The 18,795-nt window shown below is 35.8% G+C and carries 23 protein-coding genes; 16 read left to right on the forward strand and 7 right to left on the reverse strand.

The annotated features are described in order from the left end of the window. Nucleotides 1–27: 27 nt before the first annotated feature. Nucleotides 28–429, reverse strand: a complete 402-nt coding sequence (locus DW721_RS07255; protein WP_055940631.1) for a NusG domain II-containing protein — start codon at nucleotides 427–429, stop codon at nucleotides 28–30. An 850-nt stretch (nucleotides 430–1,279) separates the two neighbouring features. Here DW721_RS07255 and rpmG point away from each other — a divergent pair. The 5 genes from rpmG to rplA all read left to right on the forward strand — a co-directional run bounded on the left by rpmG (nucleotide 1,280) and on the right by rplA (nucleotide 3,665). After that, on the forward strand, nucleotides 1,280–1,444 hold the full coding sequence (rpmG, locus tag DW721_RS07260) for a 50S ribosomal protein L33 (RefSeq protein ID WP_270393414.1): 165 nt from the start codon (nucleotides 1,280–1,282) through the stop codon (nucleotides 1,442–1,444). 46 nt (nucleotides 1,445–1,490) lie between these two features. Beyond that, on the forward strand, nucleotides 1,491–1,808 hold the full coding sequence (gene secE / locus DW721_RS07265) for a preprotein translocase subunit SecE (RefSeq protein WP_118745332.1): 318 nt from the start codon (nucleotides 1,491–1,493) through the stop codon (nucleotides 1,806–1,808). 11 nt (nucleotides 1,809–1,819) lie between these two features. After that, nucleotides 1,820–2,344: a transcription termination/antitermination protein NusG gene (nusG, locus tag DW721_RS07270; protein ID WP_022013754.1), complete on the forward strand. Its 525-nt coding sequence runs from the start codon at nucleotides 1,820–1,822 to the stop codon at nucleotides 2,342–2,344. Nucleotides 2,345–2,404: 60 nt separating this feature from the next. Beyond that, nucleotides 2,405–2,830 (forward strand): 50S ribosomal protein L11, encoded by a 426-nt coding sequence (gene rplK / locus DW721_RS07275; RefSeq protein ID WP_022013753.1) that lies wholly within the window; start codon nucleotides 2,405–2,407, stop codon nucleotides 2,828–2,830. 142 nt (nucleotides 2,831–2,972) lie between these two features. Next, nucleotides 2,973–3,665, forward strand: coding sequence for a 50S ribosomal protein L1 (gene rplA / locus DW721_RS07280; protein WP_022013752.1), 693 nt, complete (start codon nucleotides 2,973–2,975; stop codon nucleotides 3,663–3,665). Between the two features lie 275 nt (nucleotides 3,666–3,940). Here the strand turns inward: rplA and fliD are convergent, their stop codons facing one another. Beyond that, entirely contained in the window at nucleotides 3,941–4,456 is a 516-nt protein-coding gene (fliD, locus tag DW721_RS07285) for a flagellar filament capping protein FliD (protein WP_118745333.1), read from the reverse strand. Between the two features lie 338 nt (nucleotides 4,457–4,794). On the opposite strand from fliD, the gene DW721_RS07290 reads away from it, so the two are divergent. Beyond that, nucleotides 4,795–5,688 carry a phosphatidylglycerol lysyltransferase domain-containing protein gene (locus DW721_RS07290; protein WP_182436255.1) on the forward strand — a complete coding sequence of 298 codons (894 nt, stop codon included), beginning with the start codon at nucleotides 4,795–4,797 and terminating at the stop codon, nucleotides 5,686–5,688. 343 nt (nucleotides 5,689–6,031) lie between these two features. Here the strand turns inward: DW721_RS07290 and DW721_RS07295 are convergent, their stop codons facing one another. After that, nucleotides 6,032–7,489, reverse strand: a complete 1,458-nt coding sequence (locus tag DW721_RS07295; protein ID WP_347560362.1) for an aminoacyl-histidine dipeptidase — start codon at nucleotides 7,487–7,489, stop codon at nucleotides 6,032–6,034. Between the two features lie 291 nt (nucleotides 7,490–7,780). Between DW721_RS07295 and DW721_RS07300 the strand changes: the two genes are divergently transcribed. The 10 genes from DW721_RS07300 (at nucleotide 7,781) to DW721_RS07345 (ending at nucleotide 16,040) form a co-directional block, all read left to right on the forward strand. Further along, a complete protein-coding gene (locus DW721_RS07300; protein ID WP_182436256.1) occupies nucleotides 7,781–8,986 on the forward strand; it encodes an asparaginase domain-containing protein in 1,206 nt (401 codons plus the stop codon). Nucleotides 8,987–9,125: 139 nt separating this feature from the next. Continuing rightward, nucleotides 9,126–10,358, forward strand: coding sequence for a polysaccharide deacetylase family protein (locus tag DW721_RS07305; protein ID WP_118745337.1), 1,233 nt, complete (start codon nucleotides 9,126–9,128; stop codon nucleotides 10,356–10,358). Between the two features lie 36 nt (nucleotides 10,359–10,394). Continuing rightward, on the forward strand, nucleotides 10,395–10,874 hold the full coding sequence (gene ybaK / locus DW721_RS07310; RefSeq protein WP_118745338.1) for a Cys-tRNA(Pro) deacylase: 480 nt from the start codon (nucleotides 10,395–10,397) through the stop codon (nucleotides 10,872–10,874). 120 nt (nucleotides 10,875–10,994) lie between these two features. Then, on the forward strand, nucleotides 10,995–11,618 hold the full coding sequence (locus DW721_RS07315) for an NUDIX hydrolase (RefSeq protein WP_118745339.1): 624 nt from the start codon (nucleotides 10,995–10,997) through the stop codon (nucleotides 11,616–11,618). Between the two features lie 97 nt (nucleotides 11,619–11,715). After that, nucleotides 11,716–13,809, forward strand: coding sequence for an ABC transporter substrate-binding protein (locus DW721_RS07320; RefSeq protein ID WP_118745340.1), 2,094 nt, complete (start codon nucleotides 11,716–11,718; stop codon nucleotides 13,807–13,809). 5 nt (nucleotides 13,810–13,814) lie between these two features. After that, complete coding sequence (locus tag DW721_RS07325) at nucleotides 13,815–14,000, forward strand: DUF951 domain-containing protein (protein ID WP_022013743.1); 186 nt, start codon at nucleotides 13,815–13,817, stop codon at nucleotides 13,998–14,000. 174 nt (nucleotides 14,001–14,174) lie between these two features. Then, nucleotides 14,175–14,462, forward strand: coding sequence for a 30S ribosomal protein S6 (gene rpsF / locus DW721_RS07330; protein WP_022013742.1), 288 nt, complete (start codon nucleotides 14,175–14,177; stop codon nucleotides 14,460–14,462). Nucleotides 14,463–14,482: 20 nt separating this feature from the next. Further along, the gene (locus DW721_RS07335) at nucleotides 14,483–14,947 is read left to right on the forward strand and encodes a single-stranded DNA-binding protein (RefSeq protein ID WP_022013741.1); all 465 of its coding nucleotides are present in this window, start codon (nucleotides 14,483–14,485) and stop codon (nucleotides 14,945–14,947) included. A gap of 42 nt (nucleotides 14,948–14,989) precedes the next feature. After that, on the forward strand, nucleotides 14,990–15,250 hold the full coding sequence (gene rpsR / locus DW721_RS07340; RefSeq protein WP_022013740.1) for a 30S ribosomal protein S18: 261 nt from the start codon (nucleotides 14,990–14,992) through the stop codon (nucleotides 15,248–15,250). A gap of 202 nt (nucleotides 15,251–15,452) precedes the next feature. Then, entirely contained in the window at nucleotides 15,453–16,040 is a 588-nt protein-coding gene (locus DW721_RS07345) for a VanZ family protein (RefSeq protein WP_118745341.1), read from the forward strand. A gap of 232 nt (nucleotides 16,041–16,272) precedes the next feature. Here the strand turns inward: DW721_RS07345 and DW721_RS07350 are convergent, their stop codons facing one another. The 4 genes from DW721_RS07350 to DW721_RS07365 form a co-directional block, all read right to left on the reverse strand. Beyond that, entirely contained in the window at nucleotides 16,273–16,836 is a 564-nt protein-coding gene (locus DW721_RS07350) for a MerR family transcriptional regulator (RefSeq protein ID WP_022013738.1), read from the reverse strand. Nucleotides 16,837–17,351: 515 nt separating this feature from the next. Then, nucleotides 17,352–17,699 carry a PadR family transcriptional regulator gene (locus DW721_RS07355; protein ID WP_022013737.1) on the reverse strand — a complete coding sequence of 116 codons (348 nt, stop codon included), beginning with the start codon at nucleotides 17,697–17,699 and terminating at the stop codon, nucleotides 17,352–17,354. A 162-nt stretch (nucleotides 17,700–17,861) separates the two neighbouring features. Next, nucleotides 17,862–18,359, reverse strand: a complete 498-nt coding sequence (locus tag DW721_RS07360) for a hypothetical protein (protein WP_118745342.1) — start codon at nucleotides 18,357–18,359, stop codon at nucleotides 17,862–17,864. Between the two features lie 18 nt (nucleotides 18,360–18,377). Further along, nucleotides 18,378–18,773 (reverse strand): DUF6120 family protein, encoded by a 396-nt coding sequence (locus tag DW721_RS07365; protein WP_118745343.1) that lies wholly within the window; start codon nucleotides 18,771–18,773, stop codon nucleotides 18,378–18,380. Between the last annotated feature and the right edge of the window lie 22 nt (nucleotides 18,774–18,795).

Genomic DNA, 18,795 nt, shown 5'->3' on the forward strand with positions numbered 1-18,795 from the left:
TACCCTTGGGTGATGGGGCTTTTTTTGTTATTTAACTACAGCGTCAGGTGCATCATCATCTGTCTTGTCATTAGAAGAATGGTCAATGGAAATCACGACTTTATGCGGCAGACACACGATAGTCTCGCCCTCATATCTTATACTGTGCTTTTTAACACAGGTCTGGTCAGGGCAGTCGGCTTCGGTCATGTCGGCAGTACCGCCGCTTATTTTAAGAACATTTTTACCGCCGTTTACTCCATTTATCGTAACGGTCTTGTCAACATCAATGGGATAAGAAGCGGTAACTTTGCCATCAACCTTAACTGTGACAAACTTACCTGATTTATTAAAATATAACTTGTAAGCCGCAAAACAAATGACAGCGGCGACGACAACGCATATGATAAGGATAATGTCATTGCGTTTTTTTGTATCTTGTAAATTCATGTTTAAAATCCTTTCATTATAAATAATGGTAGGTATTTGCGAAACTAATTGTATGTTGTGTTAATTGCACAGCTATAACAAATAATACCGTCGGCACGCTTTCGCTATGTTGTCGTTCGTAGCAGTACATAAATCAGCAAAAAACGCTGATTAAGTGCTGACGACGACAAAAATGCCGACTAACATTATTTGTTATATCTGCACAATTTAATCGCAGGTTATGATAGTTTCGCAAATATCCATAATATAATTTTTTGAAATTTTATATATTAAGCGTGTAACAAAAAGCAAGTATTATTATATACAAAAAAATATCTATATAAAAGTGTAAAAGAAAAAAATATACTAAAAAGATAAAAATAATCGTTACTGTTCATACATAAACTTCTCATTATCTGTTAAGTGAAATACTGACAAATGAGTTTGTAATATTAAAGTGTATATAAAAGCAGATACAAAAAATATAAAACATTTTAATAATATAACATTTAGTATTTATTAGAAAATATGTAAAAATATACCACAATCAGCTTAGAATGGAATTTTATTCTGGCAGAAGGGCGTTAGAACTGCGTCGGTATTTAGTGAGCGTTATTTGCTCACTTATGTACCGCTACGCAGTTCTCCGAGTGCAAACGTCCCTGATGCAGAAAAAATTCCATTCTAAGCGTCAGTTAATTGCACAATGAAATTCCCCAAAAACCACTTGACGAGGGGTGCATTTTTATGATATATTTGATAAGCGATGTAACAGGTCTTTTTTTTATGCCTAAAATTCTTTAGCGATATTAAGAAAAAGGTCATGGTAAAAAGCCATGAAAACAGAACTAATCGTAACACAAAATATTATATGGAGGTGAAACCTGTGAGAGTAAAAATTACATTAGCATGTACAGAATGTAAGCAGCGTAACTATGATACTACTAAGGAAAAGAGAAATCATCCTGACAGAATGGAAACAAAGAAGTATTGCAGATTCTGTAGAAAGCACACAATGCACAAAGAGACAAAATAAGTCTTAGTAAATATGCAAGCAATGCTTGTTACAGTAGGAGGCAGTTATGGGAGATTCCGAAAACAAAGAAGTATTACAGAACGAAGCAGTTGCAGAAAATAAACAGGCAGACAATGCTGTTGATACAAAAAAAGCAGACAAGCCTGTAAAAGATAAAGCTGCAACAGATAAATCTGTGAGAAAAAAAGGTGGTTTTTTCCGTTCATTAAAGTCAGAGTTCAAGAAAATCGTATGGCCTGACAAGGAGACAACCATCAAAGAAACTACTGCGGTAGTTATTGTAACAGTTATTTTGGGCGCAATCATTGCTCTGCTTGATTTTGTTATCAAGACAGGCCTTGATAAGATTATTCAGATGGGTTAAGGTGATAGATTATGGCAGATACAGAAGCGCGTTGGTATGTGGCTCATACTTATTCAGGGTATGAGAATAAAGTAAAAGCAGACATAGAGAATACTATCGTAAATCGTAATCTTCAAGATCAGATTTTAGAGGTATATGTACCTATGCAAGAGGTTGAAAGGGAAGGAAAGGACAGCAAAAAGCTTGTTCAGCAGAAAATGTTCCCTGCATATGTTTTGATAAAGATGTTTATGAATGATGATACATGGTATGTTGTCAGAAATACTCGCGGTGTTACAGGATTCGTTGGTCCGGGATCAAAGCCGGTTCCACTTACGGATGAGGAAGTGGCAAGCATGGGACTTATGAGTTCGGTAGCTGAAGCTCCATTTAGCATAGGCGATTCTGTAATCGTCACATCGGGCATCTGGGAAGATACGGTTGGTATTGTTCGCCAGATAGATCTCAAGAACAAAACAGTCACGATAAATATTGATATGTTTGGTCGTGAGACACCAACTGAATTGAGCTTTAATGATGTAAAAGTTTGTGACTAATTAAAGCAATGCAGTTTCAGATTGTTACCATGTATTTATTATTTAGGAGGTAAATTAAAAATGGCTAAGAAAGTCGAAGGATATATTAAATTACAGATTCCTGCAGCAAAGGCAACACCAGCACCACCTGTTGGTCCTGCTCTTGGTCAGCACGGAGTTAATATCGTACAGTTCACAAAGGAGTTCAATGCTAAGACGGCTGGACAGGAAGGAATGATTATTCCTGTTGTTATCACTGTATATCAGGATAAGAGCTTCAGCTTCATCACAAAGACTCCACCAGCAGCAGTTCTTATAAAGAAAGCTTGTAACATCCAGTCTGGTTCAGGTGTTCCTAACAAGACTAAGGTTGCTACAATCACAAAGGCACAGGTTCAGGAAATTGCTGAGACAAAGATGCCTGACTTAAATGCTGCAAACCTTGAAGCTGCTATGAGCATGATCGCTGGTACAGCACGCAGCATGGGTGTTACTGTAGAAGAATAATAAGCAAAAATCAGGTATAATATTTAAAAAGAATATCGCATAGGAAGATTTGTTATAGATTGAACGTTGTGGGAGGCGACATACATAAAATTCCGGTATGTCTTAGAACCCGCCGTTACTACCACCAGGAGGTTTTATTATTATGAAAAGAGGAAAGAAATATGTAGAGGCTGCTAAGTTGTACGATAAGACTCAGCAGTATGATGTTGCAGAAGCAGTAGGTATTGTAAAGAAAACTTCTACAGCAAAGTTTGATGAGACAGTTGAAGCTCATATCAGACTTGGTGTAGACGGACGTCATGCAGATCAGCAGATTCGTGGTGCCGTTGTATTACCACACGGAACAGGAAAGAAAGTAAGAGTTCTTGTTTTCGCTAAAGGTGATAAGGTAGACGAAGCATTAGCAGCAGGTGCTGATTATGCAGGTGGCGAGGAACTCGTACCAAAGATTCAGAACGATGGATGGTTTGAGTTTGATGTAGTTGTAGCTACTCCTGACATGATGGGTGTTGTTGGTCGTCTTGGTCGTGTACTTGGACCAAAGGGCTTAATGCCAAACCCTAAGGCTGGAACAGTTACGATGGATGTAACAAAAGCCGTAAACGATATCAAAGCAGGTAAGATCGAGTACAGACTTGACAAGGCTAATATCGTTCATGTTCCTGTAGGAAAAGTATCTTTCACTGAAGAGCAGCTTACAGACAATGTAAACACATTGATCGCAGCTATCACAAAGGCTAAGCCGGCTTCAGCAAAGGGTCAGTACTACAGAAGCTTTACACTTGCTTCTACAATGGGACCTGGAGTTAAACTTAATGTAGCTAAACTCGTTTAATTATAAACAGATTTGAGCGTGCATGGGTTTTGATACCAAAAAAGCATATTTAATATAAAAAAGTACCATCGGGACAGACGGGTAAGTGGTCGTCCTGATGGTACTTTTTTGCAGACATAGAGAATACTGTTGAGACAAAAGTAAATGATGTATTTTTGACTTTAGCCGGAAAGTAAGCAAAATCTGAAAGCGATTGGTACTTTTTGATTGAAATCCAATAAGATAAACGAGTCCCAAAAACTTCCAATATTTGTTTTAAATTTTAACTTAATAACCTACAATGTCACATCTATGCGGTTTGATGCACGGTAAATTTTGTTTGCATAGAAGTTTATTTTTTTCGTAAATTCACTGTCTTCTGAGAATAATTTACCAATTTTGGCAGGTTTAGTTTCCATAAGTTTATCCTCGTCCAGTTTGAGCTTGCCTGATGCCGATATTGTAATTCCAATATCAGAAAGAGCCTTTTCCTGGTCTTTTGTAAGACTTTTGATAAATTTTTCAGGATGCGATATATCATACTCGTTTGATGAGCCCGAACTTTCCATAAGATTGTTGTAAGCATTTACAAAGGATTTTACTGTGTAAAATATATCATTGCCGTTGTCCTGTGAAAAATCCATTTTACGAAGTGTTTTTGAAATCTTTGTCATTGCACTTGAGTCTGCTTTAGCGAGTTTATTTGTTTTATATGAAGCACGCTGTTCACTTTTTGAAGCATTTCTGTCAATCGAGTAAAAATCACGAAAATACATATCATATGACTTTGTAATTGAATAATCTATAGCCATGTGTAAATCCTCCTTATATGATTAAAAAATAAATAGTCATTTGCAAAACTAATTATATGCTGTGTTAATTTCAGGTTATGATAGTTTCGCAATCACCTGTTAAAAATTTCAATAAAATGCAAAATATAACCTATATATAATATCGGAGAAATCATGTTATAAGTTTACTATCGGTGTAGATATGTATTGTGCACATGGCGGGCATAAATAGCATACAAGTGTATAGTGTCGAAAAAACGCAGTTTTGCACTTGCAAGAATGTGTTAAATGTATATAATAGTAGGATGCAGGGATAAAATAATATAGAAATTTACCAGTAACCGGAAATGGAGATTAGAATGATTTTTAGAGATATAGAACTTAGTGACAGGGATTGGCTTGACAAAAAGTTCAAGGAAGATAATAAAAAAGCCTGCGAGTTTTGTTTTGCCAACAATTATTTATGGAGAAAATATTTTCCGACCCAGATAGCCACGGAGGGTGATTGTGTCATTTTGAGATATTATGCCGAGAATGATGCTATGTATGTTTTTCCTATTGGAAACGGAGATAAAAAGAAAGCATTGGAGCAGTTGTTTTTATATGGTCAGGCTAAGGGAGAGCAGATACACCTTTATGGACTGCTCGATTACGAAGTTGAACAGCTTAAGGAGTGGTATCCGAAACATTTCAGATACGAGGCTGACAGGGATATGTTTGATTATATCTACGAGACAGAGCATCTTGCAAATCTCTCAGGAAAGAAATTTCATGGGAAGAGAAATCATATTGCGAGATTTATGGATGATGATGACTGGGAATATGAAAAGCTTAACAGTGAAAATTTACATGAATGTATAGATATGAACAATAACTGGATTCAGAAAAAGTATGATGATGATGCATGGAGTCAGGAAGTGCAGGATGAATATGATGTTGTAAAAGGTGCACTGATTGATTATAAAAGGCTTGGACTTGTCGGCGGTGTGCTGAAAAAATATGGCGAGGTCGTTGCATTTGAGATTGGTGAGCCGTTAAATGATGATACATTTGTTGTTCATTTTGAAAAGGCATACGCTGATGTTCAGGGTGCATACCCTATGATAAATAAACAATTTGTATTGCATGAATGTCAGGGTTATAAATATGTAAACAGAGAGGAAGATGATGGAGAAGAAGGCTTAAGAAAAGCAAAACTTTCCTATCACCCGGACATATTACTAGAGAAATACAACGCCTACAAAATCGGGTGATAGTCTTATAAATTTACCTGAGAAAATGTATATTTTTGCAAGCCGATTGCATCCGAAAAAAGAAGGAAAATGTAATATTTTACAAAAACTTGTCTTATTTTACAAAAGGGGTGCAATTTCTGAAAAAATATGTATAATGATAATTGTCAGATAGATAAGATATAAAAATCTGACATATAAATAAGCTAATGACATAGTTGCAACAGAGCAACGAAGAGATATACCCCTCAACCCCACCCCATTGGATCAAACCAATGGGGACTCTTTTTTATACGAGCAATTCGTTATACGAATGTTTCGTTATACGAACATTTCGTTATACATATGAGTGAAGGGTGTATGATTATTTAAGTCGTTTTAAAACTTCAAGCGTAAATTTCCATGTTCTTATGACACTTTCTATTGAAAGTCTTTCTTTAGCCGTATGAATATCATAGATTGCAGGACCAAATGATACGCAGTCGAGTCCGGGAAGTTTTTCAGAGAAAAGACCACACTCAACACCGGCATGAAGTGCATTGATAATAGGTTTGTAACCGTACTGTTCTTCAAATACTTCTGACATTAAATCTCTAAGATGTGATTCCTTTTTAAATTCCCATGCAGGATATTCACCAAAGTTTGTGATATAACCGCCAAGTGAGTCCATAAGACATGAAATCATATCCATAAGCATAAACTTTTCACTGCTTACGCTGCTTCTGATAGAAAAGCTTGCCTGCATCTCATTTTCAGTGGTTTTTAATATGCCCATGTTAAGGGAAGTCTGAACAAGCCCGTCAATATCGTGACTCATGCGATGAACACCACCCGGAAGATTTACAAGAGCTGTGATAAACGCTTTAGTAGACTGTTTTGTCATTGCATCGGCGGAAGTGTTGTTGCTAAATGATACCGTGGCTGAAAGTGATGGGTCTGTGACAGCATATTCATGTTTGTAAGTATCGTTCATTTCTGAGACTGAAGAAGCAAAAGCATCTTTTACACCGTCGTCTGTCAGCATAAGAACAGCAGTTGTCTTGTTAGGTATGGCATTATCCTTAAGACCACCATTGACACTCACAAGACTAAAATCATATTTCTTAGAAAGAGCATATAAAGTTCTTCCCATAAGTCTATTTGAGTTTGCCTTGTCTTTGTTTATCTCTGTACCTGAATGTCCTCCGACAAGACCTGAAATTGTAATCTCAGCCGTAAGTCCATTTGTTTTTTCAAATGTGAGAGGGAGATGTGCAGTAGTAGAAACACCGCCGGCACAGCTTACAAGAAGTGAACCCTCATCTTCTGAGTCAAGATTTAACATTATTCTTGATTTTAGAGGGGAACAGTCAAGACTTGCGGCTCCGAGCATACCGATTTCTTCATCAACAGTAAAAACAGCCTCGATAGGAGGATGAGGAATATCTGTTGAATCGAGTATTGCAAGTGCAAAAGCGACAGCAATACCATCATCACCGCCGAGGGTTGTGCGGTCGGCATGAATATCGTCCCCATCAACTATAAGGGAAAGTCCGTCTTTTTCAAAGTCTATATCACAGTCATGCTCTTTCTCACATACCATGTCAAGATGCCCCTGGATGATAACGGATGGAGAGTTTTCATACCCGTTTGTTCCGTCTTTCCAGATAATGATATTGTTAGACTCGTCCTGTGAATATTTTAAATTGTGCTCTTTGGCAAAAGAAACGCAGAAATCGCTTATCTGCTTAGTGTTTCTTGAACCGTGTGGTATAGAGCATATCTGTTCAAAATAATTAAATACTGATTTTGGTTCTAAATTTGATAAAATATTATTACTCAAAATGCTACCTCCAAAAAATTGATATATCATTATATTTGTGCCAAAAGGTGTTTTGCCTCTTGCATTATATTACAAATATACCACAAAAATAAATCAAAACAAGTGGATTTGTGCATGATTAAGTAAATATTTGGAATGATAAGAAAAAGTTAATTTTTAATAGTGTTATGAGCAAGCAGCAGAGTATATTATGAAAATCTGACGGACTGCATATGTTCGACAAGATTTAATAGACCTTTTGCTGAAAATAGGGTACAATGTCTTAAAAAGCGAAAAACGGAGGTTTGGATTTTGAAAGTATTGGTCGCTTTTACAGGTGGAACTATTGGAAGTACGATTACAGACGGCTATGCCGCACCTGATGCTGATAAAAAATACAGGCTTATTAATATGTACGAGGAGAAGATAAAAAGCAGCAAGGCAGGAGAAACTAAAGGTGATGAATGTGCAGGTTCATTGTTTTCGGGACTTGAAACTGAAAAAATGGAGTTTGTTATGGAGTCACCGTATCAGGAACTGAGTGAAAATAATACCTGCTCAACAATGCTTTTTCTTGCAAAATATATAAAGGAACAGATTGAGTCAGAAAAATACGATGGGATAATTATTACGCACGGGACTGATACATTGCAATACACTTCGGCTATGCTTGGCTATATGTTTGACGATGTATCGATACCGATAGTGCTGGTATCCTCAAACTATGTGCTTGAGGATAAGCGTGCAAACGGACTTATCAATTTCGCATATGCCGTGGAATTTGTCAAAGGCAGATATGGAAACGGTTTATTTGTTTCCTATTATAATACGGGCGATGTACCGCGTATTCACCGTGGAACAAGAGTGATGGAGCATTGTGCGTACACTGATGATGTATTCAGCGTAAAAAATTCTGAGTATGGTTGTTTTAAAGATGGTAAGTTTGTTAAAAATACAAAAGTTGATTTATATAGAAAGAACAAAACATATACGAAAGCAGACTATAAATCATCAGAAAATGACATGACGATAAAAGACGATAAATCAGAAGAATATAGTAGAACATTTACAGATAAATCAAAAGAAAAACCTGCATTGTTTAAAAAACCTGATATAGCCGATATTATATTGAAAAAGGCAGATATTGACAAAAGTTTTTCGGGCATACAGATTATAAAGCCTTTTCCGGGGATGGCATACGGGCTTTTGTCTAATGATGTGAAAGCGGTTATTCATCTTACTTACCATTCAGGAACTATGTGCAGCAAAAATCCGGGGCTTGAGGAGTTTGCGGCTGAAACAATAAAGAGAAATATCCCTGTATTTATATATGGGGCGGGTGACAGCGTTGATTATGACAGTGTAAAGATTTATGATAAATTAAATTTTAAAGTATTGCCTGTGTCATCATTAACGGCAATGACAGTAAAATTGTGGCTTGGAAGTATCATTTATGATGATATGGATAAACTTGTAGAATTTATGTTTGCTGATATATCAGGAGATTTTGATTTTTGAGAAGATAAGTTCTGACTGATATTGCACAAATTTGATAGTGGCTGTCAGTTTATGCTTTAATGAATTTATTTTAACACTATCAGGCAGGAGCAGAGCGGATTGTAAGTATCTGCTTAACTTTGATTTTAGGAGGAATTTTATGAATAGAAATAAAAAAATAATATGCATTGTGTTGTGCATTGCAATGGTCGTGACGGTAAGCGGCGGTTTTAACAAAAAAATATCACCAAAACATATTTTTGCATACTCTGAAAATATGGTAAATACGGCACAGGTGGCAAGTGATGCAGCTATACAGACAGAAATGCCTGTTACAAAGACAGCGACACCGGGGGCGGCAGAGCCGTCTGAAACAACATCGGGCGGTGTCATAATAGCACCGACGATAAAACCTGATTATGTGGTTGCACCTACTATCAAACCGACAGTAAAGCCGACAAAAAGTCCTAACAGCAGTAAGAACGGATTTGTTGTAAATGCAAATGGCAGGTATTATTATAAAGATGGAAAAATGGTAAAAAACAAGTGGATGAAGATAGATGGAAAGAAATACTACTTCAAAAGCAATGGAGCGGCGGCGATAGGCTATAGGAACATCAACGGAAAAGGTTATTATTTTACAAGCAGTGGTGTGATGTACACGGGATTTGTGAATATCAACGGAAAGAAATATTATTTTGGAAAAAACGGTGTTAAGGTATGCAGCAAAAAGAAGATAGGCAGATATATGTGCTATTTTAGAAAGTCCGGGGCATTGTATAGAAAGATTGATACAAAAAAGAAACTTGTTGCACTTACATACGATGACGGTCCGTCAAAAAATACAAATACCATTCTCAATATATTGAAAAAGAATAATTCAGTTGCAACATTTTTTGAGGTTGGAAACAGGATAGCATCGTATAAGAGCATCGTTAAAAAGATTGACAGGATGGGCTGTGAGATTGGAAATCATACATATGGGCACAAAATTCTTACCGGATGCAGCAGGGCAGAGATAAAAAAACAGATAAACGGCACAAACAATGTTCTTAAAAAAGTAATTGGAAAAAAGACTATCATTACCAGACCGCCCGGAGGAAATCATAGTGCTGTTATTGATAAGATAATAAACACACCGGTCATTATATGGTCGCTTGATACCAAGGATTGGAAGAACAGAAATGCCGCAATGGTGACAGATGCCGTCTTGAAAAATATTAAAGATGGTGATATTGTTCTTATGCATGACTTATACAAAAGTACGGCAGATGCATCGAAAAAGATAATACCGACACTTGTAAAAAGAGGGTATCAGCTAGTGACGGTAAGTGAACTTTCAGATTGCAGAAAAGCAATGAAAAAGGGCAGTTCCTACAGTGCGTTCAGATAAAAATATTATCAATAAAATTGAAAGGCGTGAGATAAAATGGGTAAGGAAGTTAAGACAAATGCAGTTCGTATTCTAGACAGAAATAAGGTTGAATATGAACTTAACAAATACGAATGTGATGATTTTAAGGATGGCGTGTCGATAGCAGATATGCTTGAACAGAGTTATGATATGAGTTTTAAGACGCTCGTTACGGTCGGAAAAAGCGGCAAATATTATGTTTTTGCGATTCCTGTTGACAAAGAGATAAACATGAAGAAAGCTGCGAAAGAAGTCGGTGAGAAGAATATAGAGATGGTGCATGTAAAAGACATAAATGCCGTTACGGGATATATAAGAGGCGGCTGCACACCGATAGGAATGAAGAAAAATTATCCGACGGTCATAAATGAGAGTGCAAAAGAGCATGAGAAGATAATTGTCAGTGGAGGAAGATTAGGACTCCAGATAATTTTGACTCCGGATGATCTCGTGAAGGTGACTAATGGAAGATATGCGGACATTATTATGCACTGAAAATGGGAGATTAGATTGAAAAATCCATATATGCAAGATTTTTCACACACAAGATTTGTGTCTGTGCACACTTGACGCAAGCTTGATATGCAAAAAATATGTGCAGAAATGAGGATTAATATGAGTGATAGAGAACATGTAAGAGGTATGAAGAAGCAGACGGACAATAAATTTTTGAATATGTACGAGTTAAATGCCGTGGATAGGAATGGCAGGGAGCATCCGTATTATTTTGCAACGAGAAGAAAAGACGGTGACCTTATGTGCCAGACGGGTGAACTGAAAGCAGATGGTACGGTTATTTATGCGGTGCTTAAGGATGATCCGGAGAAGATTGTTCTTGTGAGACAGTACAGATATCCTATAAACAAGTATATTTATGAGCTTCCGGCTGGTCTTATTGATGAGGGCGAAACATCTGAGCAGACTGCAATAAGGGAGATGAAAGAGGAGACAGGGCTTACATTTGAGCCGTTTACCGATTATGATGACTGTCTTAAAAGACCATTTACGCAAAATCAGGGTATGTCAGATGAATGTGATACTGCAGTGTTTGGTTTTGCCACAGGCGAGCCGTCTAATTCAGGCAATGAAGCATCAGAGGACATTGAGGTGGTTATTGCAGATAAGGCAATGGTAAAGAAGATATTGAAAGAGGAGATTGTGACTATAAGAGGTGCATATCTTCTTATAAATTTTCTTCACAGTGATAAAAATGACCCGTTTGCTTTTTTGAAGATTTAATATTATTAAGCAGGTCTGCTGCTTCGATTGCAAGCATCTGCTTGATATAAAAATCATAACATTTTTGCAAATGCTAAAATAAATTCAGAGGTGGAAGATGAGAAGTAAAATAAAACAGACGATAAGTGTAATTTTATGCCTTTCTATGATATTAGGTATGACAGGTTGTGGAAAGAAAGTTAAAAAAGAGCCAAAGCCGAAGCCAAAGGTGACAATTTCAACAAAAAAAGGAAGTGCACAGGCGGGCGGAAAAGGTGATGGACAGGCAGATTCGCCTATAGTGATAGGCTGTGATAAGTTAAACAAAAACTTTAATCCGTTTAGTGCTAAAAGTGCAGGTGACAAAGAGGTAGTAAGACTTACACAGGCATATCTTGTCACAAATGACAGAGCAGGAAAACCGGTTTATAAAGGTGTCGAGGGAGAAGTAAGGCTCTACAATGATAATGGGTACACTTATTATGGTCCTGCTGATATATCGGTACAGTATAGAAAGAAGAAAAACAGAACGGTTTATACGATAAAGCTTGATGATGATTTGCTTTTTAGTGACGGCGAAAATGTAACGGCAGATGATGTTATTTTTTCGTTATATGCATTTTGTGATAAATCTTATAAGGGCGATGAGAAGATAGGTAAACAGAAAATAACGGGACTTCAAAAATACAGGAAAAATAAAAAAGTCAGAAAAATATCAGGAATAAGAAAGACCGGAAAATACAGTCTTACCCTGACAACAGACGGTTACAGTGATGATACAATAAAAGCATTGCAAATACCGATATGTCCGCTGCATTATTATGGTGATGAGTCGAAATATAATTATAAAAAAGGCAGATTTGGATTTAAAAAAGGTGATATATCATCAGTTCGTGCGAATAAGAGATCTCCTATGGGAGCAGGACCGTACAGATATGTAAAATACGAAAAAAAGATAGTTTATTACACCTACAATGAGCTTTATTTTAACGGCTGTCCTAAAACGGCATTTGTGCAGATAAAGGAAATGTCGGGTATTTTAAAAAAAGCAAACAAGCGTGTTGCTAAAGTTATAGCGGAGGAAAAAAAGGCAGAAGCAGCAGGTGAAGATGAAAAGACTCAGGACAACAATGAAGATGCCAAAGCAGGAGACGATAAGGCAAAAGACGAAAATGCATCTGACGAAGAAACTGTTAATCATGTTGCGGAAGTGACAGAGGTAACGGAGGGAACAGTTGATGTATTGGACAGAAACATCAGCGGAGATGACCTTGAGTGGATAGCAAAAGCGAACTCAAATGGGAAATTATACGGTTCAGATATAAATACAAGTTTTACTTCTGACAAGAAATTCAGTTATGTAGGAATAAATGCAAAGAATGTGCGTGTCGCAAACAAGAGTGAGTCTGAACAGTCAAAAGCACTCAGGAAAGCGATAGCTTCTGCTATAAGTGCACAGAGGATACAGAGGGCAGAAGAACTTGCAGGTAAGGTAAAGATATTAAATTATCCTTACACATCAGAATCATGGCTTTCACCAAATACAGGTGATGAGGATTATAATAGGGCATACAGTGACACAATAGATGGCGAAGAAATATATAATGATGATATGACAGACGAAGATAAAAGGATAGCGGTCAAGGATGCAGCCACTAAATATCTTGAAAAAGCAGGATACACATTTAAAGACGGTGTTTTGGAAAGTATTCCGGTGGGAGCATCTAAAACATACAGGATATATGTTGAAAATGGAAGAAAAAATATGCTCTATCCGATGATAAAAGAAACATCTGCATTGCTTAAAGATATAGGGTTTAACCTTAAGATTGTATCAGTAACAAAAAAACAGATGAATTCAAAGAAATTTATAAATAAAGCACAGTTGTGGTGTGCTGAAACAGATACATCATACGGGTACAGCCTCTATAAAAAATATATGTCAAAGACAAATATGTTTGGAATTAAGATACCTGAATTTTCAACATATCTTAAAAAGACCGATGCCACCGTAAAAATGGGGAGAAAACAAAAGCTTTATAAAAAAGTCTTTAACAACATACTTGAGCAGGCAGTAGAAGTGCCGGTATTTCAAAAACAAAAAGCCACATTGTTTAGTGCAAAGAGAATAAAAATGAGCACTGTGACAAAAGATACAACGACTTACTATGACTGGATAAATGAAATTCAAAATGTTGAGATGAAGGAGTAGTAAAGATGGCAGACAAGGTTGAACTTAAGATAGGCGACATAATAAAGATGAAAAAGCCGCATCCCTGTGGAACAAACGCATGGGAGATAAAGCGTGTCGGAATGGATATAAGACTTCGCTGCACCGGCTGCAATCATCAGGTTATGCTTCCGAGAAAACAGGTAGAAAAAGGTTTTAGAGGTTTCGCATGAAAAAATGCTTGCATGAGATAAAAAAATGTGGTATGATAAGAAACTGTGATACGTTAAATTTTTCCTTGCTCTTTTCTGTTAGGACAAAGTGTGTTGAAACACATCGATTTTGAATTATCACACAAAGTCGGCGTCATGAAGAGAGCCAGAGACCAAAAGGAGGTACAGACAGCTATGAACAAATATGAATTAGCATTAGTTGTCAATGCAAAGATCGAGGACGATGCAAGAGTAGCTACTGTCGAGAAGGCAAAAGAATATGTCACAAAATTCGGCGGTAACATTACAAATGTTGAGGAATGGGGCAAGAAGAAACTTGCTTACGAAATTCAGCATATGAAAGAAGGATTCTACTACTTCATCCAGTTTGATGCAGAAGCAGATGTTCCTGCACAGCTTGAGCAGGCAGTCCGCATCATGGACAATGTTCTCAGATACTTATGCGTTAGACAGGAAGCATAAGAAAGGAAGGTGTTTCCTTCATGAATAAGGTTATTTTAATGGGACGTCTGACAAGAGATCCTGAGATAAGATATTCAGCAGGAGAAAATCAGACAGCCGTTGCAAGATATACACTTGCAGTAGATCGTAGATTTAGACGCCAGGGAGATGAGCAGACAGCAGACTTTATCAACTGCGTAGTATTTGGCAGAGGTGCAGAGTTTGCAGAGAGATATCTTCATCAGGGCACAAAGATTGTAGCAACAGGTCGTATTCAGACAGGAAGCTACACAAACAAAGATGGCAATCGTGTTTATACAACGGATGTAGTTGTAGAGGAACAGGAATTTGCTGAGAGTAAGGCAGCAGCATCAGAGAATGCAGGCGGTGGATACCAGCAGGCTGGGGCAGCAGCTCCAACAAGACCGGAACCTACTCAGGCAGCAGGTGACGGATTTATGAACATTCCGGATGCCATCGAAGAGGAATTACCATTTAAGTGTTAATGTTTATCAAAACATTACGGAAAAATTAAGGAGGATTTCGACATGGCTTACAATAAGAGCGATAGAGATGGCGCAAGAAGAAGACCTATGCGTAGAAGAAAAAAGGTTTGTGCTTTTTGTGCAGATAAAGAGCATGATGTAATTGATTATAAAGATGTAAACAAGTTAAAGAGATATGTCTCTGAAAGAGGAAAAATTCTTCCTAGAAGAATTACAGGAAACTGTGCTAAGCATCAGAGAGCTTTAACAGTTGCAGTTAAGCGTGCAAGACACGTTGCAATTATGCCTTATACAACAGACTAATTTTTGTGTGATTTACACATTTAAAAAAAAACCATTGTATCTTTTGATATGATGGTTCTTTTTGATTTAATGATAAAGTTATATTATAACTCTATTAAAATGCTTTGATAATAAAAATATTATTGAAAAAGAATGATTATTAATGATATAATTAAAGCGTTGCTTAAAGATATTAACAGAATTTTGAGGGGAGGGAGAAGCCATGTTTACGATTGCGATACATCCACCGTTGTTTTGTGTAGCGTTTTTGGTTGTTTTTATCATAACATTTTTAGTCAGGATTATAAAAAGAGGACACAGGATTAGACTGTGTTACATAGGGATTATTGAGTTATATATCATGTTGCTGATAAGTGTAACGATTTTTCCTATCAGAATAATTCCGTCTGAAATGAGAACCGGTAAAAACAGCATCTTGGATTTTTGCCAGTTAATACCTTTTAAGGATATTATTGATATTGTTAAGAATAGTGGAATTATAAATATACAGTTGATAGGAAACATTATACTGTTAATGCCAATGCCTGTTCTTATAGGGTATTTAAGTAAAAAAGTTAATTATAAAGTATTATTTTTTAAATCAATATTATTTTCATTTGGGATTGAGATAATACAGCTTATCATTGACATACTGCTGTCTTATCCGAGCAGAATATTTGATGTGGACGATATTATACTTAATGGAATTGGAATTTTAATAGGTATGATTATTTTTAAAATATTAAAAGAACAGAAAAAAATTTATGATTTCATAGGGGAGAAAATTGTCTGGAATACACAAAAACAATAATAAAATACACGAAAAATTAAATGCGTAATAAAATATTATGGCATTGTTCACAAACTACATATAATAAATTGATAGTGTTATGAGCAAGTCGTAGAGCGTATCAGAAATATACGCTTGATTATAACCAGCCCGGCGGTTTGTCTGCCGGGCTGGCTTTTTAAGTAATAGGAAATTGCTTGGATCATAGAGCGATTCTTTCAGAGGTAAAACGCTATTTTCACCTTTTTATACATTATCTTGGGATTCCTATAGCACCTCCCTGAAGATTGCTTTTTACTTTTGGATGTGCGAAATAATAGCTGGATGCAACCAATTTTGAATATTCCTTGTGTTCATCAGTTTTTTGTTTGCGTAAATCATAATCGGTAAAAGGTTCATCAAAAGTGCTGAGGTCATAATCGGAAAAATAGTCATCAAGTATAGTTTCACGGCGGAGCATTTCAACTTGTTCAGTAAGGTCTTTGGCTTCATTTATATGGCTATAATCAACATCATCAAGAAGTTTGCATATCTGAGTCATAACGCCGATTTCGCGTTCAAGATTATTTCTGTGCGTATTGCATATTTCAGCAAGTTTTTCAGGTTCAGCAAATAAATCTTTTATTTCATCAATGGAAAAACGGAGCTTGCGCAGTCCGATAATTGTTTTTAACTGGGTTATTGCTGCTTCGTCATAATCTCTGAAAATTCTGCCTGATTTATTTTGTGTAAGCGGCATTATAAATCCGCAACCTTCATAGTAGCGTATGGTTTTCTGACTGACATTAAGTAAATTTGATAATTCTTTGATTTTCATAATAATCCCTCATTTCTGACTGATATTAAACTGTTGTTTTTGGTATCTGTAATAAAATTACCATATAACCTTAGGGAATAAGCAAGCTTTTTTTGAAAAAAATTGAAAAAGTTCGTATCACACAAAAGTTTGAACTGTTGCAATCTCTTTAGAAAGTAAAAAAATGAGATTAAATACACAAAAATAATGATAAAATACACAAAAGACAATATCTGTAATAAAATGTTATGCTATTGTTCACAAACTATTAACAAAAACAACATTGCATATTCATAATAGTTAGGTAATATATAACCATCAAATGAAACGGAATCATTTGATAAGTGCTTAAATTTTTTTCATACCTTCTCCTTTAAGAATCGCTTCTCCAGGCGATTCTTTTTTTTATGTTCCAGGAAACGAGAAGTTTCCTGGAACATAAAAAATACTTCGTGAGAGTGTCAGTAATAAAAAATTGCACATAGCTTTGTAGTCAGTGATACAAAGCTATGTGCAAATGAACAGCGATAAAATGTTTACTCCTCGTTTTGTTCTTTTAAACTGTGAAAAATCTTATCAACGCCCAGTGACATATTTTGATAAGTTTCGTATAGTTTGTTGTAGTAGTCCCGCCCCTTATCTTCGAGATGGAAATAAATCCTAGTGCGTTTTTTTCCAACCTTTACATTTTTTTCAGTAACAAGACCGCTATCAATCATCTTGCAGGTTGCAGCATATGTTGTGTTATATGAGAGAGAGATAAGACCATCAGAATTTTCTTTGATAATCTTGCAAATCTCATATCCGTAGCTGTCTTTTTCATTTAATATAGATAGTATTAATAATTCTGCAATGCCGGTTGTAAGTGTATTCTTTGCAGCCATAAAATCCCTGCCATTCCTTAAATAATATTTTTTAATATGATACAATGAACGCTTATGCGTTCATATTAAGAGTTTCTTTGAAACTCTGCTGTGTGCAAAATTTATGCACATACATTATGATACAATAATGTAATATAAAAACAAGCATAATGTCAATAGTTTTTATGAGATTGTACCATTTTTAGAACAGGTTATCGTAACATTTTTATTTATGTTAGTTTTGCAAGTATTATTGTATGTATGAACGACAACAGCATTTACAGTGGCAGAGTTATCTTTTTTTGATGATGATATGGATTTTATACTCCAGCTTGCGACATAGGTTTTTGAACTGTGTGAGCATGATACACATTTTGCACTTGAACCATTGTAGGTAAATGTACCTGTAATTGATACTGACCACATGCTTTTTCCACTAGCTGATTTATATGTGCTGGTTTTTGTCTTTGTAATCTGTTTTGTGCTTCTTGTAAATAAGCTGATTTCAGAAAGTGGTAATTTTGTTTGCTCGCTTTGAATTTTTGTTTCAAGATAGTCACCATTTTCTAAATATATGATTTGAGAATTAAAATCTGTGTTGTTTACCGTTTGTGCAGAAACATTTACTGGTGTAGTTAATATAATGGCTAAAGTGGTTATAATAGTAATAATATTTTTCATGTTTTTACTCCTTGTAATTTATTTGTTGTTAAGTTGTTCAATTAAATTTTTTTCATATTCAAAAATTTGACTGGCTCTGTGATAGTACCAAATTGACGCTGAGCTGACAATTAAAAATGCAATTAGCAAAAATGTCAAAATTCTGATTATCCATTTTTTAACATTTATTTTTTTGAAATATGGTACAATATTATCTGGATTTTCAGACATATAGCTGTTGATTGTTTCCTGTGGAGAACCAAAAATATTGTATAAATCTTCTATAGCAGCATCCGGATTATCAATACAGTAATCATTAACTGAAGTTGAAATATAATTTATGTATTTCTTTTCATTTTGACGAATTACAGGAAAAAAGCATTTTATCTGCGATATATATTCTTTGCATAGTTTAGTCTTTTTTTCGGAATTCATATTAACCCTCCTTATTATATTG

It is taken from the genome of Clostridium sp. AM27-31LB (assembly GCF_003480745.1).
Classification (GTDB): domain Bacteria; phylum Bacillota; class Clostridia; order Lachnospirales; family Lachnospiraceae; genus Butyribacter; species Butyribacter intestini.

Excerpts from the sequence above, each read along its gene's own strand:
- DW721_RS07255 (WP_055940631.1), bottom strand. The coding sequence starts at position 429 with ATGAATTTACAAGATACAAAAAAACGCAATGACATTATCCTTATCATA.
- DW721_RS07320 (WP_118745340.1), top strand. The coding sequence starts at position 11,716 with ATGAGAAGTAAAATAAAACAGACGATAAGTGTAATTTTATGCCTTTCT.
- DW721_RS07355 (WP_022013737.1), bottom strand. The coding sequence starts at position 17,699 with ATGGCTGCAAAGAATACACTTACAACCGGCATTGCAGAATTATTAATA.
- rplA (WP_022013752.1), top strand. The coding sequence starts at position 2,973 with ATGAAAAGAGGAAAGAAATATGTAGAGGCTGCTAAGTTGTACGATAAG.
- DW721_RS07305 (WP_118745337.1), top strand. The coding sequence starts at position 9,126 with ATGAATAGAAATAAAAAAATAATATGCATTGTGTTGTGCATTGCAATG.
- DW721_RS07290 (WP_182436255.1), top strand. The coding sequence starts at position 4,795 with ATGATTTTTAGAGATATAGAACTTAGTGACAGGGATTGGCTTGACAAA.
- rplK (WP_022013753.1), top strand. The coding sequence starts at position 2,405 with ATGGCTAAGAAAGTCGAAGGATATATTAAATTACAGATTCCTGCAGCA.
- DW721_RS07345 (WP_118745341.1), top strand. The coding sequence starts at position 15,453 with ATGTTTACGATTGCGATACATCCACCGTTGTTTTGTGTAGCGTTTTTG.
- rpmG (WP_270393414.1), top strand. The coding sequence starts at position 1,280 with ATGGAGGTGAAACCTGTGAGAGTAAAAATTACATTAGCATGTACAGAA.
- ybaK (WP_118745338.1), top strand. The coding sequence starts at position 10,395 with ATGGGTAAGGAAGTTAAGACAAATGCAGTTCGTATTCTAGACAGAAAT.
- DW721_RS07315 (WP_118745339.1), top strand. The coding sequence starts at position 10,995 with ATGAGTGATAGAGAACATGTAAGAGGTATGAAGAAGCAGACGGACAAT.
- rpsF (WP_022013742.1), top strand. The coding sequence starts at position 14,175 with ATGAACAAATATGAATTAGCATTAGTTGTCAATGCAAAGATCGAGGAC.
- rpsR (WP_022013740.1), top strand. The coding sequence starts at position 14,990 with ATGGCTTACAATAAGAGCGATAGAGATGGCGCAAGAAGAAGACCTATG.
- DW721_RS07360 (WP_118745342.1), bottom strand. The coding sequence starts at position 18,359 with ATGAAAAATATTATTACTATTATAACCACTTTAGCCATTATATTAACT.
- DW721_RS07350 (WP_022013738.1), bottom strand. The coding sequence starts at position 16,836 with ATGAAAATCAAAGAATTATCAAATTTACTTAATGTCAGTCAGAAAACC.
- fliD (WP_118745333.1), bottom strand. The coding sequence starts at position 4,456 with ATGGCTATAGATTATTCAATTACAAAGTCATATGATATGTATTTTCGT.
- DW721_RS07335 (WP_022013741.1), top strand. The coding sequence starts at position 14,483 with ATGAATAAGGTTATTTTAATGGGACGTCTGACAAGAGATCCTGAGATA.
- secE (WP_118745332.1), top strand. The coding sequence starts at position 1,491 with ATGGGAGATTCCGAAAACAAAGAAGTATTACAGAACGAAGCAGTTGCA.
- DW721_RS07325 (WP_022013743.1), top strand. The coding sequence starts at position 13,815 with ATGGCAGACAAGGTTGAACTTAAGATAGGCGACATAATAAAGATGAAA.
- nusG (WP_022013754.1), top strand. The coding sequence starts at position 1,820 with ATGGCAGATACAGAAGCGCGTTGGTATGTGGCTCATACTTATTCAGGG.
- DW721_RS07365 (WP_118745343.1), bottom strand. The coding sequence starts at position 18,773 with ATGAATTCCGAAAAAAAGACTAAACTATGCAAAGAATATATATCGCAG.